The organism is Nodularia harveyana UHCC-0300, from assembly GCF_034931085.1.
GTDB classification, from domain to species: domain Bacteria; phylum Cyanobacteriota; class Cyanobacteriia; order Cyanobacteriales; family Nostocaceae; genus Nodularia; species Nodularia harveyana.
Window position 1 is genome coordinate 1 of record NZ_JAYGHG010000032.1, and the last position, 22,273, is coordinate 22,273.

Here is a 22,273-nt window from a genome sequence, read left to right on the forward strand (position 1 = left end):
CGATTGGTCAGAGACTATGAGTTATTACCGGAAACATCAGAGACATTTATCTACCTTGCCATGATCCGTATTATGGTCAGGCGACTAGCTTAATTTTTGACTCCCTAAAACTTTTCAAACACCCTCTTAGAACAAATCTTAGATGAAAACTGGTTTCCCCAATACATCGATCATGTTCAGGAATAATTTATAGTAGTTATAGGGGTTCTTTTCTAAACCCCCAATGCTACAAATACTAAAATGACTGTGAAAAACTAACCTTCTTCTTGACGATCGCTTTTGTGTCCTGGAGAAGACTCATAAAGAGCATCTAATTGTTGACGAGCATCTTCAACATTGACTGAACGCATAACTAACAAAGGTTCTTTAATCAGATTTCCTGCTTTGTCTAATAACTCTGGGTGGGGAATAAATTGTTTTCTGGAAGCAAGATAACCGGGATTATCTGCTGATGAATATTTAGCTGGGTAAACCCGCTCTCGATCAAAACTAAACATAATCAAGTTACGGATTAAGTTAGCCACCGCTATCAACGCCAGAATTGTAAAAGCCAAAATATAAAGTAGGTGTAACATCGGGTTTTCCTCCAAGAGCAGCAAGTTTTAAATCTTTAATCGGTAACTTTTGCTTCGCCTCGATTGTCATATCCGGCGAAGATAAATATCTAACGCACACCTGGTACGTCTATACTTTTAGGAAAAAATTTGTTAATCGTTATTCAAACTAACGTAGCATGGGATACATTATTTATTAATAAAATTAATATTAAGGATCTTGTATCTTCAATGCGACTTGTATAGTGTTTTTTATTCTGCCAATCAGTTTGCTGAAATAAATGAGCAGTGTTCTCTCATCCTTCTCGTGTTTGATGTAAACGCATGGATACATTCCAGCATTCCGTTACCAATCGGTGCCAAGGCATTAAGGTATTCATCTCAATCCCTACTTGTCCATCGGTGGCGGTAAATAACATTGTTGCTGCCTTGAGTTCTTCTTGCGCCTGTTTCACCCGCAAAAGTAAATCAGATTGCTCTTGGTGACTCATAAATGAGAGTTGCCCGGTTTCTAACAATTCACGCGATCGCGTAAACCAATGATTAAAATCCTCCAGTAGAGGTTCTAATACCGTTTTCAGCATCTCTGTCCCTGGTAAACTCGAGTCCTGCATAAGTAAAAAGTATATTTCTAACTTCACCCATAATATTAACATTTTTCACAAAAATTAACATTTGTTCGTCTCTTTCCTCAGACAGATTTTGGGAATATTTTCAAGAATAGTGACAAAATAGGCTATGATTAGGATTGCCGTGAGCTATATCTAAAAATTAAACATACAAAAAAGACTGAATATTGCTTGATCCTAACTATAACTGAGCTAAAACTGCCACTGCATAATTTCTCAGTGTAACGCTGAGTCCTCAAACCTAAATATCTGAAGTTTATGAGAACAGGGTCAATTAAACAAAAATATTAACGTCTCACTGGTAGTCATGAAACTAAAAAAACTCGTTATATTTGAGGCAGCATCGATGGGTGATGTATGCTCCTTGAATACTGATTGCTGAGTAAAAAAATACTATTACCCAGAAACTGAGTAGATTATTCAGAGTTTTAACTACTAAAATTATCTTTTTGCAATCACTTCGCTAATGGTTCAGTAGCCGATGTCGCCAAATTCATCTCTAGTTCAATCAGAACAACCTGAAAAAATTTATTTACCGCGTACTAGCGAATCGGAGTCATTAAAGAAGATTCGCCACACAGCTTCCCACGTAATGGCAATGGCGGTACAAAAGCTGTTTCCTAAAGCGCAAGTTACCATCGGACCCTGGATTGAAAACGGTTTTTACTACGACTTCGATAGTCCAGAAGCATTTAGCGAAAATGATTTGAAAGCCATCAAGAAAGAGATGGTGAAGATTATTAATCGTAAATTGCCAGTGCTGCGAGAAGAAGTCAGCCGAGAAGAAGCTGAAAAAAGAATCTCAGAAATTCAGGAACCTTACAAACTGGAAATCCTGGGAGATATTAAAGAAGAACCCATCACAATTTACCATCTGGGAAATGAATGGTGGGATTTGTGCGCCGGGCCTCATGTGGAAAATACCAGCGACTTAAACCCTAAAGCCATTGAGTTAGAAAGTGTAGCTGGGGCTTATTGGCGTGGGGATGAAACCAAGGCGCAGTTACAACGCATCTATGCGACTGCGTGGGAAAACCCAGAACAACTGGCTGAGTATAAGCGGCGCAAAGAAGAAGCTTTACGAAGAGACCACCGTAAACTTGGTAAGGAACTAGGATTATTTATATTTTCCGAACAAGTGGGGCCGGGTTTACCTTTGTGGACACCTAAAGGTACTTTGTTACGGAGTGTTTTAGAAGATTTCCTCAAAAAAGAACAGCTAAAGCGGGGTTATTTACCTGTGGTAACGCCCCACATTGCGAGAGTGGATTTATTTAAAACTTCTGGACACTGGCAAAAGTATAAGGAAGATATGTTTCCTTTGATGTCGGATGATGAGGAAGCCGCAGCTTTAGAGCAGGGTTTTGTCCTCAAGCCGATGAATTGTCCCTTCCATATCCAAATATACAAGAGTGAGTTACGTTCCTATCGGGAATTACCGATTAGATTTGCCGAATTTGGTACGGTTTACCGCTATGAACAATCAGGAGAATTGGGTGGTTTAACCAGAGTGCGCGGTTTTACTGTGGATGATTCTCACCTGTTTGTTACTCCTGAACAGCTAGACAGTGAATTTCTCAATGTGGTGGATTTGATTCTGTCGGTGTTTAAAAGTCTGCAATTGAAGAATTTTAAAGCTAGACTCAGTTTCCGTGATCCAGCCAGTGATAAGTATATCGGTTCTAATGAAGTTTGGGATAAAGCCGAGGGTGCTATTCGCCGCGCTGTGGAAAAGTTGGGAATGAATTACTTTGAGGGAATTGGGGAAGCGGCGTTTTATGGTCCTAAGTTAGATTTTATCTTTAGTGACGCTTTGGAACGGGAATGGCAGTTAGGAACTGTTCAGGTAGATTACAATTTACCAGAACGTTTTGATTTGGAATATGTGGCTGAAGATGGTTCCCGCCAACGTCCTGTAATGATTCACCGTGCGCCTTTTGGTTCTTTAGAACGGCTGATTGGGATTTTGATTGAAGAATACGCTGGAGATTTCCCTTTATGGTTAGCACCTGTGCAAGCGAGATTGTTACCAGTGGGTGAAGCTCAGTTAGATTTTACTAAAGATGTGGCAGCAAAAATGCTGGCTGCGGGTATCCGGGTTGAGGTCGATACCAGTGGCGATCGCCTGGGTAAAATCATCCGCAATGCCGAGAAACAAAAGATACCTGTAATGGCGGTGGTTGGAGCTAAAGAAGTGGAATCAAATAGCTTGAGTATCCGTACCCGTGCTTCTGGGGAGTTAGGCGCTATCCCTGTGGATGAGGTCGTGGATAAAATGAAGGATGCGATCGCTAACTTCAAGAACTTCTAACGATAATAGGCTAGGCATTGCCTAGCCTCACCACAACTGTAAATTATCCAGATTTTCTCAAAGCGATCGCTAACTCATATATTAAGTTTTGCAAATCATCTCTGGCAGCAATTACCAAGACTCATGAGCCAATGACCCCTTAACATGAGATGCTGGTTGATGATTGGAGAGTATTTGCAGATGTCTGTTATTTCTAGTATCACTGTTACCGTTCCCGCCACTACAGCTAACTTGGGGCCTGGTTTTGACTGTATCGGTGCAGCCTTAACGCTGTATAACAAGTTTAAATTTACTGCCTTAGATGAGGGTGGATTAATTATTGATGTCACAGGTGCAGAAGCTGAACGGGTGCAAACCGATGAAAGTAATCTTCTTTATCAGGCTTTCGTCAAGTTATATCAATATATAGGACAGACACCACCATCGGTAAAGATGGAAATTGAGCTTGGTGTGCCTTTGGCGAGAGGTTTGGGTAGTTCAGCTACAGCCATTGTCGGCGGGTTGGTTGGTGCGAATCAACTGGCGGGTGCGCCTTTGACTCAGTTACAGGTGATGGAATTAGCGATCGCCATGGAAGGACATCCTGATAATGTAGTTCCAGCGCTGTTAGGGGGATGTCGTTTGGCTGCTACCACTGGTAATGATTGGACAATTTGCGATATTCCTTGGGATGAAAATGTTGTCCCAGTTCTGGCCATTCCTGATTTTGAGCTTTCCACCAGTGAAGCGCGACAAGTTTTACCCACTCAGGTGAGTCGTGCAGATGCAATTTTCAACACAGCACATTTGGGTTTATTATTGCGTGGTTTGGAAACTGGTAAAGGAGAATGGTTAAGCACAGCTTTGCAAGATAGATTACACCAACCATATCGCCAAGCCTTGATTCCTGGTTACGATGCGGTGAATGCAGCTGCAATGAAAGCTGGTGCTTATGGGATGGTAATTAGTGGTGCAGGACCGACACTGTTAGCTTTAGTAGATAAGTTACATTCTCCGGCTGTAGAAGCAGCGATGTTATCAGCTTGGCAAGAAGTAGGAATTACAGCCATAGTGCGATCGCTTTCTCTGGATACCCAAGGTGCAAGCTACCAAGGATAAACCGTCATGATTAACGAAATTCATACCGAAATCACCACCCTTAACTCAGAAATTCAGGCGCTTCAGCAAGAACGGGCTACCCTGAGTATCAATAATGTATTGTCTGGCAAGAATGATTCACCTTCCGCAATGGTGGAAGCTTGTCGCCGCCAAGCCAGAGAAAATGCCCAATTGTCTGTAGAACTCAAGGGTATAGACGATGCGATCGCCGCCCTAGAAATACAGCGACAATACAAACAAGCTGAATTAGAACATTGGCAAAAACAATCCCAACAACTTACCCAAGTGGAAGAGTTAGAACAAGCTAGAGAAGTAGCTCAAGTTCATGCTAAACGCATTAATCAACTAGCGGCGGAATTGTCTACGGAAATCCGTCTGCTGAAATCTTGCGCTGATTATTTGAGTCCCATGTATTGGCACGTCTACTACAAGCCCTTTATTACTGGGTTTAAGACCATCTCAGTTCCCTATGTGCGCTCAGATGGCGAAGTCTGGTCTATTGTTAATCGGATAGTCTGAAATTGCCTATATTTATCAAAAACGAATGAGATTATAACTGAGAATGGTGGCTTTAGTCACCTTTTTTTATATATTTTTGTATTGACGTTGCAAAAGTTTACAACTAAAATGGTTTTGACAGGAATTGGTAAGTATTTATTCCTAAAATCTACCCAAAAAGCAGAGATTAGGAATTAAAAATATTTACAAAACTACAAATTCCTTCATATAGTGAAATCATAACCAAAAAGGTAAATCGATTGTCAGAAGTAATGAATGCTATTGAATTTCCCTGGCTATCAGCCATAATTTTATTACCCTTGGTGGCTGCCTTAGCCATCCCTTTCATCCCAGATAAAGAAGGAAAGACCGTTCGTTGGTATGGTTTGGGAGTGGCGATCGCCGACTTTGCCCTGATAATTTCTGCCTTTTGGTATAGCTACGACTTCCAAAACCCCACACTGCAACTCGTAGAAAACTATGCTTGGGTTCCACAGCTAGGTTTAAATTGGTCAGTCGGTGTTGATGGTTTATCAATGCCCTTACTATTATTAACCGGCTTAATTAACACACTGGCAATCTTCGCGGCTTGGAAAGTAACCACTAAGCCGCGATTGTTTTATGCGTTGATGTTAGTGATGTACAGCGCCCAAATAGGCGTATTTGTCGCCCAAGACTTGCTATTATTCTTCCTAATGTGGGAAATCGAGTTAGTACCTGTATATTTGCTCATTTCCATCTGGGGAGGACAAAACCGCCGTTACGCAGCCACTAAATTCATTCTTTATACAGCCGCCGCCTCAATATTTATCTTGGTAGCTGGTTTTGCAATGGCATTCTCAGGAGATACCGTCACCTTCGACATGGCGACTCTGGGAATGAAGCAATACCCCAAAGCCTTAGAATTATTAACTTATACAGGATTCTTAATCGCCTTCGGCGTGAAAATGCCCATCTTCCCCTTACACACTTGGTTACCTGATGCCCACGGCGAAGCATCTGCACCTGGTTCCATGATTTTGGCTGGTGTGTTATTGAAAATGGGTGGTTATGCACTCATCCGCTTTAACGTCGAAATGTTGCCTAACGCCCATGTCTACTTTGCCCCAGTCCTAGTAGTTTTAGGTGTAGTTAACATTGTCTACGGTGCTTGCTGTGCCTTCGCCCAAACAAATCTGAAACGTCGCCTGGCTTACTCCTCAATTGCCCACATGGGATTTGTCTTAATCGGCATAGCCTCTTATACAGAGATTGGGATTAGCGGTGCTGTATTACAGATGGTTTCCCACGGTTTGATTGCTGCTAGCTTATTCTTCTTATCTGGTGTAACTTACGAACGTACCCACACCTTAATGATGGACAAAATGGGCGGTATGGCGAAAGTAATGCCCAGAACCTTTGCAGTCTTTACAATTGGTGCAATGGCTTCTCTGGCTTTACCCGGAATGAGTGGTTTTGTGGGTGAGTTGATGGTGTTCCTCGGTATCGCCTCCAGCGATGTTTACAGTTCCAGCTTCAAAATTGTAGTCATCGTGTTGTCGGCAGTAGGCGTGATTTTAACTCCCATTTATTTACTATCAATGTTGCGCCAAGTGTTCTACGGCGAACAAAACCAAGAATTACATTTAGATACTGTAGTTTCTGACATCAAACCTCGTGAATTATTTATCACCGCTTGTTTGATTCTTCCTATTATCGGTATTGGTTTCTATCCCAAGTTAGTGACGCAGACTTACGATGTGAAAGCAGTGGAACTAGCAACCCATGCGCGTCAAGTTCTACCAGTCTTCGCACGTCAGCAACCCGCAAGTCTATATTCGACTATCTTCACTACACCAACCTTAGCTTCATCTCAAGTTGATACTGTAGTTAATCTCTCAGAGTAAATATAATCCCCAATCCGGGTATTGCCATTGACATACTCCCCGCCCCAGAAGGGACAGGGATTATAGGATACTGGCGGAAAATGCGGACTCAAGCCCGTCTAACTTTTCCTCTCCTACTGGAAAATGTCCTCACCAGTTGGATTATTCCAAACTACCAGAGTTGGTTTTCTGACTTTAGGCTTCGTAGAACTTAATTGAGTCCTGCATTTTACCGCTAGCAACTCGTTTCTTCCCAACTAAACTACTCAGCTACATTCTTACAGTGCGTCTAAGATCTTACCAACCCAACTTCTGGGTCGAACCCTATACCTTAAGTATGTCGAAGAACTTGCCATTTATTTTACAACGATTACAGACTATGATGCATCAAGATTCTTTGCCTAAATCACGCTCTCGAAAGCCGTCCTGAAGAGACGGGGCTTTACACCCCATTTTTTGGTAAAACTACCCTTATGTTTTTTTGGACATGAATAATGATCAGTTTGATGAATTGGGTCGAACCAAAAGCTATAGCAACCGCCAAGGAGGTTAGGACAGAAACAGATAATGAAACCCTCACAATTAGCGAGTTTCCAGCCCTTCGACTACGCTCAGGGCAAGCCTGTTCCCTGTTCCCTGTTCCCTGCTATATTTTTGCATTGAACCCAATACTGCTAGAAAATCAATAACCATACTTGACTTGATGTTGAGTCTCGACGGGTAGATATTTCCGTACTACACTCATGATTTTCTCTGATTCTACGGGTTTAGCCATAAAATCTGTCGCACCGACTACCTTAGAGCGGACTCGATCCACAAGACCATTGTTTCCCGTTAGAATCACTATCGGTGTATTGGCAAAGGCGGAAACTCGGCGCAACTGACTACAAATTTCATAACCATTAGCAATAGGCATGATCAAATCTAAAAAGATGAGGTCTGGCTTGTTTTGAATCAGGATTGGTAAAGTTTGTATAGCATCCTGAACTTTGATACATCTCATTCCTTGGGAGACGATAATTCCCTCTACTGTCTGACAAATCTGAGGACTATCATCTATGCAAGCAATCAATGGCGCAGTTGATGTTTTAGGTGAGGCGGAATGATCATTCTTTTTGAATGCTGTCGATGATAAAGGCACATCAGGGATTTCTACCAATTCAATCATCCCTCTAACAATATAGGGAGACAATGAACGGGTAAGAGTCACAACACTTTGCTGAAACTTTGCTGCTAAATCTTGCAGCGTATATTTACCGTTGAGCAAATTCACAAACTTTTTGTAGACAGATTCACTGACATGGTGCGCAAGTTGTTCTGGTTTTCGGATAACTGGGGCTGATTGAGGAGAGAAATTAGCCAAACCAGCCTCTGACCAAACTTTCCACGAGTCTTGCATATTTTTCATAAACACATCTGCACTCGTGAAACTCACTGGTGTTTCAATGATAATATCCTGGGTGCGATCGCAACTTACAGACACACAATTAGTTTGTTGCGCTACATCAAACAACAATTCTGCTATTGTGTTTTCGATCATCGTGTGAATTTGTTCTCGTTGTATTTGGTGTTTTTTATACAGCGTTTCCAGAATGCGATAATCCCAACAATTTTTTTCTAAGTCTTCTCCACGCAATTTTAACTGCTCTATATCAATTTGGGGGCAATATTGAGCCATATTTCGCCGCCAGCGACGGAAAGGGTGAATTCCTCCATTAGCCCAAACTATGCGTCCTAGACGATAAAGAAAATTCCAGTGATGTCCCTGGATACTTGTAATTCTTAAGCAACCGTTGTATTGCATTTGACTACAATTTTTAAACTCATCAAGTATGGAATTCGATATCGTCAAGTCTTGGTGGCTCATAGTTAGTTGTAGTCTTTGATTAACAAATCAGCCTTTCAAATTCTTAAACTAGCTATATCGTTATTGCTAAATCCTCGAAACCGTTGATTTGATTGATTATTGATTTGAAAGGTTATTCTTATTATATCTTAACATTTTAAATTTAGATGTTAAGTATGTGTAATCAAAGTATCTGGCGATGTCGGATCACACATCTAGCTGTGTTCGATCATATTAAGTATAAAATATTTGCTTCATGCCTTGGAATGGGAGAAGGAGGTATGACTTTTTACATCACAACCGGCGAAAAACCTTGATTGCTACTCAAGAACCTAAAGAGAGGCAAATTCTACATTCAATGAGGTTGGTAGTGCTAAGTAGAGTAAAAAAATAACTTCTGTAGCAATAAATACCCATAAAAAAAAGCGGGCTAACCGCTAAGAAAGTGGTTAACCCGTTCAGCTTTGGGAACGCGCTGAGAAAATTCTATTGCAATACCAACTTGACATTGGCGTTTTGCAGACCGCGCTGTTTTACTTCAGACAAAGTTTTGTTAACAGCATACTTTTGGTTGATGGAGTTGATCAACTCGGTTTGGTTGTGCTTCTTAGCAACGCCCCACAGGTCAGCGATCAGGTCAAAAGAACCATCGCTATTGCGAGACCAACCTAAATCATATTCACCTTCCAAAACAGCTACGATGTCGGAACGAACACGCTGGCCATTGTAACCACGAATATCAGCTTCAGTCTTGACGCTAATACCTAAGTCGCGCAAAGAAGACTTGAGGATTTCAGCATCGGTGATTTTGGTACGCAGAGTGCTAAAATGAGACATTTGGGTTTCCTCCAGTGAGAAGTGTGAGAAAAAGACAACGGTTTTTTTTTCGGGAAGCCGCGCTGATAAAAATGCGGCTTTTTCTCTTAACTGCTAGCTTTGGGGGCTAGCCTTTGCCCCTGGTATTAGCAGGGGAAAGCTTTTAAAACTCCAAGCGCTGATATTCAGCAACGGAGGCTGCGGCTGGTCTGGCTCGCTGTCTGGCCCAATCTCTCAGGGCTGTTACCTGTTCTTGCATGGTACGTGACAACGGCAGAGTTGCTTTGAGTGCAGCAATAATATCTAATTGGGTGAACTCGCGGTCTTGGGCGAAGGCTTCGTACATTGCCGCCACAAGTGCTTGTTCAATTTCTGCCCCAGAGAAGCCGTCAGACATCTTGGCTAATTGCTCAAGGTCGAATCGGGAAATGTCTTCACGACGTTTGGTGAGGTGGATATTATAGATATCCTGCCTTTCTTCGGCTGTGGGCAGATCCACAAAGAAAATTTCATCAAAGCGTCCTTTCCTCAGAAACTCTCCCGGCAAGCGTTCCACTCGGTTAGCAGTTGCCATGACAAATACGGGAGATTTCTTATCTTGCATCCATGTAAGGAAAGAACCAAAGATTCTACTTGATGTACCACCATCGGAGTCAGATGAACCAGAGCTACCCGCAAAGGATTTATCTAACTCGTCTATGAACAGAATCGCCGGAGAGATGGATTCTGCTGTTTTTAGGGCATTACGTAGATTGGCTTCACTTCGTCCTACCATTGAGCCGTCATATACTCGCCCCATATCTAGGCGTAGTAATGGCAAACCCCATAGTCGGGAGGTCGTTTTGGCAATTAGCGATTTACCACAACCGGGAACACCAAGAATTAACATTCCTTTTGGCTGAGGCAAACCGTACTCTCTCGCCCTTTCAGTAAAGGCATTAGAGCGCTGTTTGAGCCACCGTTTTAGTTCTTCTAAGCCTCCTACCGCATCAATGGTTGCATCTTCTTCGATGTATTCTAAAATACCATTGCGACGAATGAGTTGCTTTTTCTCAGATAGAACAATATCTACTTCATCTTCCGTTAACCGTCCAGTTGTTACCTGTGCTTTCCGGTATACTTTCTCAGATTCGTCTTTAGTTAAGCCTAAAGCTGCTCTGAGAAGTTTTTCTCGCGCCTCGGTTGTCAGCCGTCTGCCTCGATTTTGCTCTAAATGATAAGTTAATACTTTGTTTAACTCAGCCATGTCTGGCAATTTGAAGTCAAGAACGACAACTTCTTTTTCTAGTTCTATGGGAACTTGCTGCATGGGTGACATCAAAATGATGTTTTTCTGCATTCCCTTGAAACTAGCGATCGCATCACGCAAGGATCTTGTTGTCGCAGGCGCATCAATAAACGGATGTAAATCTTTAAGAATAAATATACCAGGTTCTTTCTGCCGGATGATCCACTCAATAGCAGCTTCTGGTGAAACAGTATTGTGCTGCGTGACATTCCGGGGTTGCCCATATTCCACGATGCCGTGAGTTACTGTCCAGACGTAGACGCGGCGTTGGGGCTTTAATATTTGGGCGATTGTGGAAATTGCCTGTTCCGCCCGCTCTTCCTCTGAGGTCACAAGGTAGATTAGAGGATATTGAGCTTGAATTAGGATATTGAGCTCTTCTTTCATACAATCGACCTGCTTGAGACCTTATACAGTAAAGACATCGTTTGTTGGTTGTGGCAACAGAATCATGAATTTTCTATTCATCATTCTTACCTAGCAAGGAACCAATTCTTCCTCACCCTTGGGATGAGTTTCATCTTTTGCCATTTCATCAATGGGTAGATGCTCTGGGATTATTCCTGGCTGACGGCTCATGGCAATCAGTTCTCCATCACGTAAGACTAATGAACTCTCACATTCTGGACAGGAGTAAATGCGGTGCGTTCGTCCATAGGCAGAAGCTTCGACTTCCTCAACTAGTTCTGAGTTAGCTAGGTAGAAGACTAGGGCGCGTTCGGCAAGCTCTGACATCGGTTCCGAATCAATAGCTGAACGAATCTTCAGTTTTTTGTGAAGTTCTGGCGACAGATACAAAGTAACCTTTTGCTTAGTTTGCATATAACTCTTTAACGGCCTTACCCGGGTATGTATATTACGTTATCGGTTGGTTTCTGAGTTGTCAAGACATTAAAACGTTTTAACGGCACTTTTGTTACATTTGTTTACAAAACAAGTGGCGAGAATTATTAAGCTGAGTTATTTAAACAACATTTGGTGATTTTCAGCTTAAATAATTCAGCAGTTATAAAAATCCGGTAATTTATCTATATAGATCCAATTATCTGCTAATTTTGAAAGATAAGTCAGTTTAGCAAACAACAATTATGTCTACCACTACAGTAAAAACCTGTAGTTTTCAGCAAAGAATTTATACTAAAATCCAAAGCCTTGGCAGTAAGACCGCTCTGCTATTAAGTCTGTGGAGTTGTACTGCAACCAGTTTACCTGCGCCCAATGTGACATGGGATACTTATACTAATTCCCGCTATGGCTTTGAGTTTCCATATCCCAATAACTGGAATGCCCTACCAGCAAAAACAAATAATGATGGAATTATTTTAGTATCATCAAAAAATAATTCTGTAGAAATTCGGGCATGGGCTGCTAATCGGCTACCTGAATCTATAGCAACAAATAGTCAAACAACTATCAATCCCAACTTTAAAACAGCTCAAGGTGTATCTGGAGTGCTGCTAGTGGAAATTGATCAGCAAATTAGCTCGATGACCTTGAGCCTCACTCAGGATCAAGTGGAATATCACTGGCAAGCCCGGAGCGAGAATCAAGACTTTTCAGATTACTATAATTTGTTTTACTACATTGCTTACCAATACAGGATTCCAGACTAAGGAAAAAACCAGAAAACAGAAAGCATCTGGCACAATATGATTGCTCTTGATCCCTTCTCTCATGCTCATCATTGGGATTTACACAGGTAAAATCACTTATTTTTATCAGAATGATGGTGAAGAGGGTACAGAAACCTGATAGATTTAGCTATCAGCGAGTAAAAACTGGTGAAGATGAAAGTCCTGGTAATTGGTGGTGATGGATATTGCGGTTGGGCAACTGCACTTTACCTTTCCAACCGAGGTTATGAAGTTGCAATTCTAGATAATTTGGTGCGGCGGCACTGGGATAGTGAATTGGGTCTCGAAACTCTAACTCCCATTGCACCAATTCAAAAACGGCTCCAGCGCTGGCAAGATTTGACAGGTAAGTCTATCGACCTATTTATTGGCGATATTACTAATTACGAATTTCTCAAGCAAGTTTTACACCAATTTGAGCCGAACGCCCTAGTGCATTTTGGTGAACAACGATCAGCACCCTTTTCCATGATTGACCGAGAACACGCCGTTCTCACTCAGGTTAATAACGTCGTCGGCACTTTAAATTTGCTGTACGCCATGCGAGAAGATTTCCCCGATTGCCACATGGTGAAGCTGGGAACAATGGGTGAATATGGTACACCCAATATTGATATTGAAGAAGGGTTCATCACAATTGAACACAACGGGCGCAAAGATACCTTACCGTATCCGAAGCAGCCTGGTTCGATGTACCACTTGAGCAAAGTTCATGATAGTCACAATATCAATTTTGCTTGTCGCACTTGGGGGCTGCGAGCTACAGATTTAAATCAAGGGATAGTTTATGGCGTTCTAACCGAAGAAACGGGAATGGACGAAATGTTAATTAATCGCCTTGATTATGATGGTGTATTTGGTACAGCACTTAACAGGTTTTGTATTCAAGCGGCGATCGCCCACCCGCTCACCGTTTACGGTAAAGGTGGACAAACTCGTGGCTTCCTAGATATTCGAGACACAGTGCGATGTATTGAACTAGCGATCGCTAACCCAGCTGCACCTGGCGAATTCCGGGTATTTAACCAATTTACTGAACTATTCAGCATTGCTGACCTGGCATTAATGGTTAAAAAAGCTGGCAATGCTATCGGACTAAATGTGGACATCAATCACCTGGATAACCCCAGAGTTGAAAGAGAAGAACATTACTTCAACGCTAAAAATACCAAACTGCTGGATCTAGGCTTACAGCCCCATTATCTCTCCGATTCCTTACTTGATTCGCTGTTAAACTTTGCCGTCAAGTATGAAAAACGAGTTGATCACAAACAAATTCTGCCCAAGGTATCTTGGCACAGAAAATAAATTAAAGCCTGTCATACACTGTTCGTTATGTCCTAGCACAACATTAATGAACAGTGATTTTTTGTTGATCATCGACCATGTATTTAGTGGAGTAGGCAGGATTCGGCTAGGGTCACTGTAATACCTTGAGCATTCCACAAGCTAAAACTACACGGAAATTTTGCCTACTTCTACCCAGCAAAGCCGACTTACCATTCAGCCTGCATAGGGAGGATTTGTCTCTACAGCCTCAGATTGACTGGAATGCAAAAGAAGCTGAGATTATCTGCTTATATAGTTTTTTATGAGAATCGCCCTATTCAGTGAAACCTTTCTCCCAAAGATAGACGGCATAGTCACGCGTCTACGCCATACTGTAGACCATCTACAACGGAATGGTGACCAAGTATTAGTTTTTGCTCCTGATGGCGGTATTACTGAACACAAAGGAGCTAAAGTCTACGGTGTTAGTGGTTTTCCATTGCCATTGTATCCAGAGTTAAAAATGGCTTTACCTCGTCCGGCCATTGGTGACGCTTTAGAAGAATTTCAGCCAGATATTATTCATGTCGTCAATCCAGCTGTTTTAGGATTGGCTGGGATTTTTTATAGCAAGATGCTCAAAATACCACTAGTAGCCTCTTACCATACCCATTTACCTCAGTATCTTCAGCATTACGGTTTAGCAATGTTAGAAGGGTTCCTCTGGGAATTGCTCAAAAGTACTCATAATCAAGCGGCGTTGAATCTTTGCACCTCCACAGCGATGATGCAAGAACTCACAGAACACGGTATTGAACGGGTGAAAGTCTGGCAAAGGGGTGTGGATACGGAATTATTTCATCCTAATTTAGCTAGTGCGAAAATGCGATCGCGTCTGTCCCGAAATCACCCAGACAGTCCCTTATTACTTTATGTCGGTCGTCTTTCCGCCGAAAAAGAAATTGATCGCATCAAGCCCATATTACAAGCTATTCCCCATGCCCGATTAGCATTGGTAGGTGATGGACCCCACCGTCAAGAATTAGAAAAACACTTTGCAGATACTCCCACACATTTTGTCGGTTATCTGATGGGGGAAGAATTAGGTTCTGCCTTTGCTAGCGCTGATGCCTTTATTTTTCCCTCTCGCACAGAAACATTAGGCTTAGTCCTACTAGAAGCAATGGCCGCTGGCTGTCCAGTAGTCGCCGCCCGTTCCGGGGGAATCCCTGATATTGTCACAGATGGCGTAAATGGCTATCTTTTTGACCCAGCAGCAGATATTCAAGATGCCATTGATGCTACCATCCGTCTTCTAGAACACAAAGAAGAAAGAGAGGCCATCCGTCAAAATGCCCGTAGAGAAGCAGAAAAATGGGGGTGGTCAGCCGCCACTTGCCAACTGCAAGATTACTATCAAAAGGTACTATGTTCGGCACAACTAACAACAGCAGCCTGAATACCATAACAGGGAACAGGGAACAGGGAACAGGCTTGCCCTGAGCGTAGTCGAAGGGCTGGAAACTCGCTAATTGTAAGGGTTTTATGATCTGTTTCTGTCATAACTTCCTTGGGAGTTGCTATATCTGACTTTTTAGACTTCCTTTTCTCTGGTTGATGGAGAAACTAGGCTCAACTGATTGTTTTTCCTAATTTGTGCTTAAGTTCTCTAAAACTGCTGTAATTAGCATGAGACACCACCTCAATATTCTAGGGATGGTGTCTCGTAGATGAAAAAAATAGCCTTACTATTGATTTATAATATCTCAGGTAGGATTTTCCCGATCATCATTTTCAAAGGGACTTTCACCGATTTGAAGTTGTTTTTTCGTTTTTTTTAACTGTTTCCATAAAACCTTGATTTGTTCGTAGGCTTCATCTGGGGTTAATTTACCACCTGTTTCTAAATTACAGATATAACTAATACGTTGAGCAAATTCTTGTAAATTCGCATTGAATACCAAGTTTTCCGGCTTGACATGGCCATAATAGCGTCCACGAGGATAGAGAAAATTATCTTTGCTCATTATTTTTTCTCCATATATCTAAATCCTGCTCCTGTTTTAGGGATTTGCGAGAAATAAACTCTCCAAACTCTATATTCCACAAAACCCCTCGTTTTTTATATTCTTTGTCTAACATAATGAGGTATTTTTCTTATGGGAAAGTCTTCTATATCTTATTCATTTAATACTATTAGTTTGTGATCTCAGACCGAAGTAGTGTACATCAAGACTTTAATTATGCCAGGGCTGAGAGAAGAAATTATGGATGATGAAGGGGAATTTAAAAAATCAAGATATAGTTTCAATACTTTGTATATAAGCAGTATAGAAGAAATATTTACTTAATTGGCACTATATATATAGTGGATTTATATATATATACTATTGAGAATAAGTTTTATTAAAAATGAGAATATATGTTATCCTGTATTATTTTTGAACTCTGCTAAAAAGTAGCATATCCTTTTTAGGTGTCGGTGCTTGATAATAGCTGAGGAAATTATAGATAACTCAGCATCAATGGCGGATATTCAAGAACTAAAGATAAAATAGTGAAAACTACAAGGGCAAAAACTGCCCACTGCCTAAAACTTTACCTTATATTATGTCCGTTTATTCCCAGCTATACGAAGGCAAAGCGAAAATTCTCTATACAACAGATGATCCGGAAGTCTTGTTGGCTGATTTTAAAGACGATGCCACCGCTTTTAATGCCCAGAAACGTGGCAGTATTATCGACAAGGGAAAAATTAACTGTAGTATTTCTAGTCAGCTATTTCAGCAATTAGAAATATATGGTATCAAAACACACTATATTGATAGTCCGAGTCCGCATCAAATGCGAGTCAAGGCTGTAAAAATTGTACCGCTAGAAGTAGTGGTAAGAAATATTGCTGCGGGTAGTCTATGTCAACAAACAGGACTACCAACAGGTACAATCCTCAAAAAACCTTTGGTGGAGTTTTATTACAAAAAAGACGAATTAGGAGATCCACTGTTAACACGCGATCGCCTATTTCTGTTAGAACTAGCAACACCGGAACAAGTCGAGACAATTCACAATCTAGCATTGCAAGTCAACGAGTTTCTGCGTGGCTTTTGGCAGGAGTGTGGCATCACCCTAGTAGATTTTAAACTGGAATTTGGCTTGGACTCACAACAGCAGATCCTCTTGGCAGATGAAATTAGCCCTGATACTTGCCGTTTGTGGAACACAACCGAAGCAGATCCTAACCTGCGGGTAATGGATAAAGACCGCTTCCGCCGGGACTTGGGAAATGTCGAAAATGCTTACCAGGAGGTTTTACAAAGAGTCTTAAAAGTAGTAGAAAATAAAACTTGAATTTGTCAACACAAAAAGTAAGAGCATAGGGTTTTTGACTGATGCCTTACAAATTCTCCAGTAAATAGGCCATAGCAAACGACTTTATTGTGACCTAGTTTCTTTGGCATAAAAGCATAATTGCCAAAAGCCCGGTGTGTGGATGTGAAGAGGAATTGAAATAAAATGCGTTTATCTCCCGTATGGGTTGCCGTTGTAGCAATTGCAGCGCCATTAGGTGGCTCAATCAGTGCAAATGCCCAAACTATTAATAGTTCAGAACAGACAACTGAGACTAATCAGCAACAAGAAAATGAAACTCAGGTTCAGTCTGTGGTCATAGGTGTTCCAGTTAAATTAGCCCCAAAGACGACATCAGAGGTGATCATCCCCGCTTTGACAACGCTGGAAGTTAGTCAAACCTCTGAGAATACCTCAAATTTTTTCATCCAACAGCCTAATTCAGTTCCAGAAAGTGTTCCCCCTGTCCTCAGCCAATCTGTACCCTCCCCAACCCCTGAAACTCCTCCCAATCCAGAAAATTTTAATCCTCCCAATCCCACCCCAAATGCCGAGGAACCCCGCGTCCTAGTGTCCGAAGTAGTTGTTAAAACAGAGACAGGACAACTAACACCAGAACTGGAAAATGAAGTTTTCCAAGTAATTGGTACCCAACCAGGTCGGATCACCACCCGCGCTCAACTACAAGAAGATATTAACGCTATCTTTGGGACTGGCTTCTTCGCAAATGTTAAAGCAGTGCCAGAAGATACACCATTGGGTGTGCGGGTAAGCTTTGTTGTCCAACCCAACCCTGTCCTTTCTAAAGTAGAAATACAAGCCAATCCCGGCACTGATGTTCCCTCTGTATTACCTGCCAATACAGTAGATGAGATATTTCAGGAGCAATATGGTCAAGTTCTCAACCTGCGGGAATTACAAGCAGATATCAAGAAGTTAACTGAACAGTATCAAGAACAAGGTTACGTACTGGCTAACGTCATTGGATCGCCCCAAATCTCCGAAAGCGGCGTTGTTACGCTGGAAGTAGCCGAAGGGGTAGTAGAAAATATTAAAGTCCGGTTCCGCGATCGCGAAGGTCAGGAGACAGACGAGAAAGGAGACCCAATTCGGGGACGGACACAGGAATATATCATTACGCGAGAACTGAAATTAAAGCCAGGAGAAGTATTTAACCGCGAAGTAGTCCAAAAAGACCTCCAGAGAGTGTTTGGACTAGGGCTATTTGAAGATGTCAACGTCTCCCTTGACCCCGGTACTGACCCTAGTAAAGTTGATGTCGTAGTGAATGTAGCTGAACGTAGCACTGGTTCCATCGCCGCCGGAGCCGGGTTTAGTTCTGCCAGTGGCTTATTTGGTACTGTGAGTTATCAGCAGCAAAACCTGGGAGGAAGAAACCAAAATCTAGGAGCAGAAGTACAGGTAGGACAACGAGAACTGCTGTTTGACCTCCGATTTACAGACCCCTGGATTGCAGGTGATCCCTACAGAACTTCTTATACAACCAACCTGTTTCGCCGCAGTTCCATTTCCTTAATTTTTGATGGACAAGATGGTGATATTAGGACATTACAGCCAGAGGGAACAGAAGGCGATCGCCCCCGTGTTCTCCGCTTGGGTGGTGGTATTAATTTCACCCGTCCCCTCTCCGCCAATCCCTACGAAAGATCAGAATGGACTGCTTCCGCAGGCTTACAATATCAACGAATTTCTACCCGTGATGCCGATGGTAACGTCAGACCAGAAGGAACTGTGTTCCGGGATGGAGAAGCCGGAGAAACAGTCCCCCTCAGCTTCTCAGGAGAAGGTGAAGATGATTTGTTACTCTTACAACTAGGCGCACAGCGCGACCTACGTAACAACCCCTTACAACCCACCACAGGTTCCTTCCTGCGTTTTGGGGTCGATCAGTCCGTACCCATAGGACTAGGTAACATTGCCCTCACTAGACTACGAGGTAACTATAGCCAGTACGTACCCGTTAGTTTGACTAACTTCGCTCCAGGGCCACAAACCCTAGCCTTTAACCTGCAAGGCGGTACAATTCTCGGTGACTTACCTCCCTATGAAGCCTTTACCCTTGGCGGTAGCAACTCTGTTCGGGGTTACGAAGAAGGAGCCTTAACCAGTGGACGCACTTATGTACAAGCATCTGTAGAATATCGTTTCCCAGTTTTCTCCGTAGTCAGTGGCGCACTATTTTTTGATGTCGGTAGTGACTTAGGAAGCACAACCAGATCGGCTGAAGTCCTCAACAAAAACGGTAGTGGCTACGGCTATGGATTGGGTATGCGTGTACAATCTCCACTCGGACCCATTCGTATTGACTACGGTCTCAACGATGACGGTGATAGTCGCATTAATTTTGGCATTGGTGAAAGGTTTTAAGTAGTCATTAGTCATTAGTCATTAGTCCCTAAACCTTTGACTTTTGACTTTTGACTTTTGCTGAGGGGTAGTAGGTACTTGCTAATTGTCACATTTGCCTGAATACTGTTTCCATTAACAAAAACTGAGGAGTTGTATTTTGTACATCACTCAGGGTCTGTGGCGAAACTGGCAATGAATCATAAAAATCATCATATAATAACTTTTTTCTCATGCAACAGCACACCATAGCGGCAGAAATCATCCAAACTGGAGTGGGATTGCATAGTGGTGTGAGTACCAATGTACGTATATTACCTGCTGAACCTGGCAGTGGGCGCTACTTTGTGCGGGTGGATTTGCCAGATTCCCCCATGATTCCTGCCCATGTTACAGCCGTTAATCAAACTTTGCTCTCTACTGAATTAAGTAAAGGTGAAGCCTGTATTCGCACAGTTGAGCATTTATTAGCAGCCCTGATAGGGATGGGTGTGGATAACGCCCGTATTGAAATTGATGGTCCCGAAGTACCACTATTAGATGGTTCGGCAAAGCTTTGGATAAAGAGCATTGCTGAAGTTGGTTTACTATCACAACCAATTTCCCAGCCAGTTCCTTTGGTCTTGCAAGAGCCAATCTGGATACATGAAAATGATGCTTTTGCTTGCGCCCTCCCCTCTTCAGAAACTCGTTTTAGTTATGGTATTGATTTTGAACTAGCGGCTATTGGTAACCAATGGCATAGTTGGTCACTGAGTACCAATTTTGATCAAGAAATTGCCCCGGCTCGTACCTTTGGTTTACTGCACCAAATTGAACACTTACAAAAAACTGGGTTAATTAAAGGTGGTAGCTTAGATAATGCCCTGGTTTGTGGAGAAGAAGGTTGGGTAAATCCACCATTAAGATTTGCAAATGAACCAGTTCGTCATAAGATCTTAGATTTAGTAGGAGATTTGAGTTTATTGGGAACTTTCCCTCAAGCTCACTTCCTGGCATACAAAGCTAGTCATAATTTACACATTCAACTAGCTCGGAAAATTTTAGAATTGCAATTGATTCAAGTCTAAAATCTCCATTCGTCAGAGGTTTTCACCCCTGCCTACTTGATTTATTAATTTCACATCACCATACTACTAATGGCAACCGTCGCAAAAGTGAATAGTCCCGATACTACTGTAGCTATATCTACCCCAGAACAAACAACTGAAATTAAAACCAAATTTTCATGTGAAGAACTTCAGCAATTGCTTCCTCACCGTTACCCATTTTTACTTGTAGATAAAATCATTGACTATGTACCAGAAAAAATGGCTGTAGGGGTGAAAAACGTCACTGTCAATGAACCGCAATTTCAGGGACATTTCCCAGAGCGACCCCTAATGCCAGGGGTGCTAATTGTGGAAGCAATGGCTCAGGTAGGCGGTGTGATTCTGAAGCAATTACCGGGGTTTGAAAATGGACTATTTGTTTTTGCTGGTATCGATAAAGTCCGCTTTCGCCGTCAAGTAGTTCCCGGAGATCAGCTAGTGATGACAGTGGAACTGTTGTGGATTAAACAGCGTCGTTTTGCTAAAGTCAAAGCCCGTGCGGAAGTTGACGGTCAACTGGCTACTGAAGGCGAATTAATGTTTTCTCTAATTAACTAAAAGTTTTGGCCGTGCTGGTGGATGAAGCCGTGATTTACTCTCAACTTATACCTCAATAAGAATAATAGTAAATAATCATCCACAATAGCATTTTAATTTCTAGATTTTCGTCGCCCTTACACATAACTTGCTTGACTCGACACTTTCGTTCACTGATTGTACAGACGCGATTCATCGCGTCTCTAGACTTCAAAATCTGGAGATTTACCCTTGAAGACGCTTATTCATCCAACTGCTGTAATTCATCCTAAATCGGAACTCCACCACACAGTACAAGTCGGTGCTTATGCTGTGATTGGCGCTCATGTCAAAGTCGGCATGGAAACAATTATTGGCGCTCATGTTGTACTGGAAGGACCTTGTGAGATTGGGGCGCGAAATCAAATTTTTCCAGGTGCGGCTATCGGCATGGAACCCCAGGATCTCAAGTTTGTGGGAGAACCAACTTGGGTCAAAATTGGTGACAATAACTTGATTCGTGAGTATGTGACTATTAACCGTGCTACTGGTGCTGGTGAAGCCACCGTAATTGGTAACAATAATCTGTTAATGGCTTATGTACACGTAGCTCATAACTGCGTAATCGAAGATAACGTAATTATTCCTAACTCCGTCGCTTTGGCGGGTCATGTCCACATAGAATCCCGCGCTCGCCTGGGTGGAGTTTTAGGTGTACATCAATTTGTCCGCATCGGTCAACACGCAATGGTCGGGGGTATGGCACGTATTGACCGGGATGTGCCTCCTTATATGTTGGTGGAAGGTAATCCCGCACGGGTGAGAACCCTGAATTTAGTGGGGCTAAAACGTTCCGGGATGACCTCAGATGATTTGCAAGTTCTCAAAAAGGCTTTTCGCATTCTCTATCGTTCTGGCTTAAGTTTTAAGGAGGCTTTGGCAGAACTGGAACAACTGGGAGAAACTGAACAACTGCAATACCTGCGCCGTTTTCTGCTACTTTCTCAAATGCCGGGAAGACGTGGGTTAATTCCGGGAAAGAAACAAACCAGCGCCAGTGATGAGTCTTGAATTTATACGTTAGGAGTTAGATATATATAGCAGGGAGCAGGGGAGCAGCACTTCGGCTTACTTCGACTTCGC

The 22,273-nt window shown here is 42.3% G+C and carries 19 protein-coding genes and 1 pseudogene; 13 read left to right on the plus strand and 7 right to left on the minus strand.

All coding sequences use genetic code 11. The features are described from left to right. Positions 1-93 (plus strand): annotated as a pseudogene (locus VB620_RS16625) (IS5/IS1182 family transposase); the annotation flags it as partial. 161 nt (positions 94-254) lie between these two features. Here the strand turns inward: VB620_RS16625 and VB620_RS16630 are convergent. Next, entirely contained in the window at positions 255-575 is a 321-nt protein-coding gene (locus tag VB620_RS16630) for a DUF2973 domain-containing protein (RefSeq protein ID WP_323197271.1), read from the minus strand. Positions 576-850: 275 nt separating this feature from the next. Further along, positions 851-1,168: a DUF2605 domain-containing protein gene (locus tag VB620_RS16635; RefSeq protein WP_323197272.1), complete on the minus strand. Its 318-nt coding sequence runs from the start codon at positions 1,166-1,168 to the stop codon at positions 851-853. Between the two features lie 496 nt (positions 1,169-1,664). Between VB620_RS16635 and thrS the strand changes: the two genes are divergently transcribed. The 4 genes from thrS to VB620_RS16655 all read left to right on the plus strand — a co-directional run bounded on the left by thrS (position 1,665) and on the right by VB620_RS16655 (position 6,976). Continuing rightward, positions 1,665-3,494 (plus strand): threonine--tRNA ligase, encoded by a 1,830-nt coding sequence (thrS, locus tag VB620_RS16640; protein ID WP_323197273.1) that lies wholly within the window; start codon positions 1,665-1,667, stop codon positions 3,492-3,494. A 180-nt stretch (positions 3,495-3,674) separates the two neighbouring features. Next, a complete protein-coding gene (gene thrB / locus VB620_RS16645) occupies positions 3,675-4,592 on the plus strand; it encodes a homoserine kinase (protein WP_323197274.1) in 918 nt (305 codons plus the stop codon). A 6-nt stretch (positions 4,593-4,598) separates the two neighbouring features. Continuing rightward, entirely contained in the window at positions 4,599-5,111 is a 513-nt protein-coding gene (locus VB620_RS16650) for a hypothetical protein (RefSeq protein ID WP_323197275.1), read from the plus strand. Positions 5,112-5,362: 251 nt separating this feature from the next. Further along, a complete protein-coding gene (locus tag VB620_RS16655; protein ID WP_323197276.1) occupies positions 5,363-6,976 on the plus strand; it encodes an NAD(P)H-quinone oxidoreductase subunit 4 in 1,614 nt (537 codons plus the stop codon). A 661-nt stretch (positions 6,977-7,637) separates the two neighbouring features. Here VB620_RS16655 and VB620_RS16660 read toward each other — a convergent pair. The 4 genes from VB620_RS16660 to VB620_RS16675 form a co-directional block, all read right to left on the minus strand. Beyond that, the gene (locus VB620_RS16660; RefSeq protein ID WP_323197277.1) at positions 7,638-8,822 is read right to left on the minus strand and encodes a response regulator; all 1,185 of its coding nucleotides are present in this window, start codon (positions 8,820-8,822) and stop codon (positions 7,638-7,640) included. A 465-nt stretch (positions 8,823-9,287) separates the two neighbouring features. Then, positions 9,288-9,638 carry a DUF1257 domain-containing protein gene (locus tag VB620_RS16665; protein WP_323197278.1) on the minus strand — a complete coding sequence of 117 codons (351 nt, stop codon included), beginning with the start codon at positions 9,636-9,638 and terminating at the stop codon, positions 9,288-9,290. Positions 9,639-9,780: 142 nt separating this feature from the next. Further along, a complete protein-coding gene (gene ycf46, locus VB620_RS16670) occupies positions 9,781-11,292 on the minus strand; it encodes a stress-responsive protein Ycf46 (protein WP_323197279.1) in 1,512 nt (503 codons plus the stop codon). A gap of 90 nt (positions 11,293-11,382) precedes the next feature. After that, positions 11,383-11,727: a hypothetical protein gene (locus tag VB620_RS16675; protein WP_323197280.1), complete on the minus strand. Its 345-nt coding sequence runs from the start codon at positions 11,725-11,727 to the stop codon at positions 11,383-11,385. Positions 11,728-11,993: 266 nt separating this feature from the next. Here VB620_RS16675 and VB620_RS16680 point away from each other — a divergent pair, with 266 nt between their 5' ends. The 3 genes from VB620_RS16680 (at position 11,994) to VB620_RS16690 (ending at position 15,267) form a co-directional block, all read left to right on the plus strand. Next, positions 11,994-12,518 (plus strand): hypothetical protein, encoded by a 525-nt coding sequence (locus VB620_RS16680; protein ID WP_323197281.1) that lies wholly within the window; start codon positions 11,994-11,996, stop codon positions 12,516-12,518. A 174-nt stretch (positions 12,519-12,692) separates the two neighbouring features. After that, a complete protein-coding gene (locus tag VB620_RS16685; protein ID WP_323197327.1) occupies positions 12,693-13,847 on the plus strand; it encodes an NAD-dependent epimerase/dehydratase family protein in 1,155 nt (384 codons plus the stop codon). A gap of 283 nt (positions 13,848-14,130) precedes the next feature. After that, positions 14,131-15,267 carry a glycosyltransferase family 4 protein gene (locus VB620_RS16690; RefSeq protein WP_323197282.1) on the plus strand — a complete coding sequence of 379 codons (1,137 nt, stop codon included), beginning with the start codon at positions 14,131-14,133 and terminating at the stop codon, positions 15,265-15,267. Between the two features lie 307 nt (positions 15,268-15,574). On the opposite strand, the gene VB620_RS16695 is transcribed toward VB620_RS16690, so the two are convergent. Beyond that, entirely contained in the window at positions 15,575-15,835 is a 261-nt protein-coding gene (locus tag VB620_RS16695; protein WP_323197283.1) for a DUF7219 family protein, read from the minus strand. A 583-nt stretch (positions 15,836-16,418) separates the two neighbouring features. Between VB620_RS16695 and purC the strand changes: the two genes are divergently transcribed. The 5 genes from purC (at position 16,419) to lpxA (ending at position 22,201) form a co-directional block, all read left to right on the plus strand. Continuing rightward, complete coding sequence (gene purC / locus VB620_RS16700; protein WP_323197284.1) at positions 16,419-17,156, plus strand: phosphoribosylaminoimidazolesuccinocarboxamide synthase; 738 nt, start codon at positions 16,419-16,421, stop codon at positions 17,154-17,156. Positions 17,157-17,321: 165 nt separating this feature from the next. Further along, entirely contained in the window at positions 17,322-19,544 is a 2,223-nt protein-coding gene (locus VB620_RS16705) for a BamA/TamA family outer membrane protein (protein ID WP_323197285.1), read from the plus strand. A 212-nt stretch (positions 19,545-19,756) separates the two neighbouring features. Next, a complete protein-coding gene (gene lpxC, locus VB620_RS16710; protein ID WP_323197286.1) occupies positions 19,757-20,593 on the plus strand; it encodes a UDP-3-O-acyl-N-acetylglucosamine deacetylase in 837 nt (278 codons plus the stop codon). 69 nt (positions 20,594-20,662) lie between these two features. Further along, positions 20,663-21,172: a 3-hydroxyacyl-ACP dehydratase FabZ gene (gene fabZ / locus VB620_RS16715; RefSeq protein WP_323197287.1), complete on the plus strand. Its 510-nt coding sequence runs from the start codon at positions 20,663-20,665 to the stop codon at positions 21,170-21,172. Between the two features lie 210 nt (positions 21,173-21,382). Further along, the gene (gene lpxA / locus VB620_RS16720) at positions 21,383-22,201 is read left to right on the plus strand and encodes an acyl-ACP--UDP-N-acetylglucosamine O-acyltransferase (RefSeq protein ID WP_323197288.1); all 819 of its coding nucleotides are present in this window, start codon (positions 21,383-21,385) and stop codon (positions 22,199-22,201) included. Positions 22,202-22,273: the final 72 nt, after the last annotated feature.

What these genes read in the sequence shown, in the direction of transcription:
- VB620_RS16695 (WP_323197283.1), bottom strand. Translation starts at nt 15,835, where the DNA reads ATGAGCAAAGATAATTTTCTCTATCCTCGTGGACGCTATTATGGCCAT.
- VB620_RS16630 (WP_323197271.1), bottom strand. Translation starts at nt 575, where the DNA reads ATGTTACACCTACTTTATATTTTGGCTTTTACAATTCTGGCGTTGATA.
- ycf46 (WP_323197279.1), bottom strand. Translation starts at nt 11,292, where the DNA reads ATGAAAGAAGAGCTCAATATCCTAATTCAAGCTCAATATCCTCTAATC.
- VB620_RS16690 (WP_323197282.1), top strand. Translation starts at nt 14,131, where the DNA reads ATGAGAATCGCCCTATTCAGTGAAACCTTTCTCCCAAAGATAGACGGC.
- purC (WP_323197284.1), top strand. Translation starts at nt 16,419, where the DNA reads ATGTCCGTTTATTCCCAGCTATACGAAGGCAAAGCGAAAATTCTCTAT.
- VB620_RS16660 (WP_323197277.1), bottom strand. Translation starts at nt 8,822, where the DNA reads ATGAGCCACCAAGACTTGACGATATCGAATTCCATACTTGATGAGTTT.
- thrB (WP_323197274.1), top strand. Translation starts at nt 3,675, where the DNA reads ATGTCTGTTATTTCTAGTATCACTGTTACCGTTCCCGCCACTACAGCT.
- thrS (WP_323197273.1), top strand. Translation starts at nt 1,665, where the DNA reads ATGTCGCCAAATTCATCTCTAGTTCAATCAGAACAACCTGAAAAAATT.
- VB620_RS16650 (WP_323197275.1), top strand. Translation starts at nt 4,599, where the DNA reads ATGATTAACGAAATTCATACCGAAATCACCACCCTTAACTCAGAAATT.
- VB620_RS16655 (WP_323197276.1), top strand. Translation starts at nt 5,363, where the DNA reads ATGAATGCTATTGAATTTCCCTGGCTATCAGCCATAATTTTATTACCC.
- lpxC (WP_323197286.1), top strand. Translation starts at nt 19,757, where the DNA reads ATGCAACAGCACACCATAGCGGCAGAAATCATCCAAACTGGAGTGGGA.
- fabZ (WP_323197287.1), top strand. Translation starts at nt 20,663, where the DNA reads ATGGCAACCGTCGCAAAAGTGAATAGTCCCGATACTACTGTAGCTATA.
- VB620_RS16680 (WP_323197281.1), top strand. Translation starts at nt 11,994, where the DNA reads ATGTCTACCACTACAGTAAAAACCTGTAGTTTTCAGCAAAGAATTTAT.
- VB620_RS16665 (WP_323197278.1), bottom strand. Translation starts at nt 9,638, where the DNA reads ATGTCTCATTTTAGCACTCTGCGTACCAAAATCACCGATGCTGAAATC.
- VB620_RS16685 (WP_323197327.1), top strand. Translation starts at nt 12,693, where the DNA reads ATGAAAGTCCTGGTAATTGGTGGTGATGGATATTGCGGTTGGGCAACT.
- VB620_RS16675 (WP_323197280.1), bottom strand. Translation starts at nt 11,727, where the DNA reads ATGCAAACTAAGCAAAAGGTTACTTTGTATCTGTCGCCAGAACTTCAC.
- VB620_RS16705 (WP_323197285.1), top strand. Translation starts at nt 17,322, where the DNA reads ATGCGTTTATCTCCCGTATGGGTTGCCGTTGTAGCAATTGCAGCGCCA.
- VB620_RS16635 (WP_323197272.1), bottom strand. Translation starts at nt 1,168, where the DNA reads ATGCAGGACTCGAGTTTACCAGGGACAGAGATGCTGAAAACGGTATTA.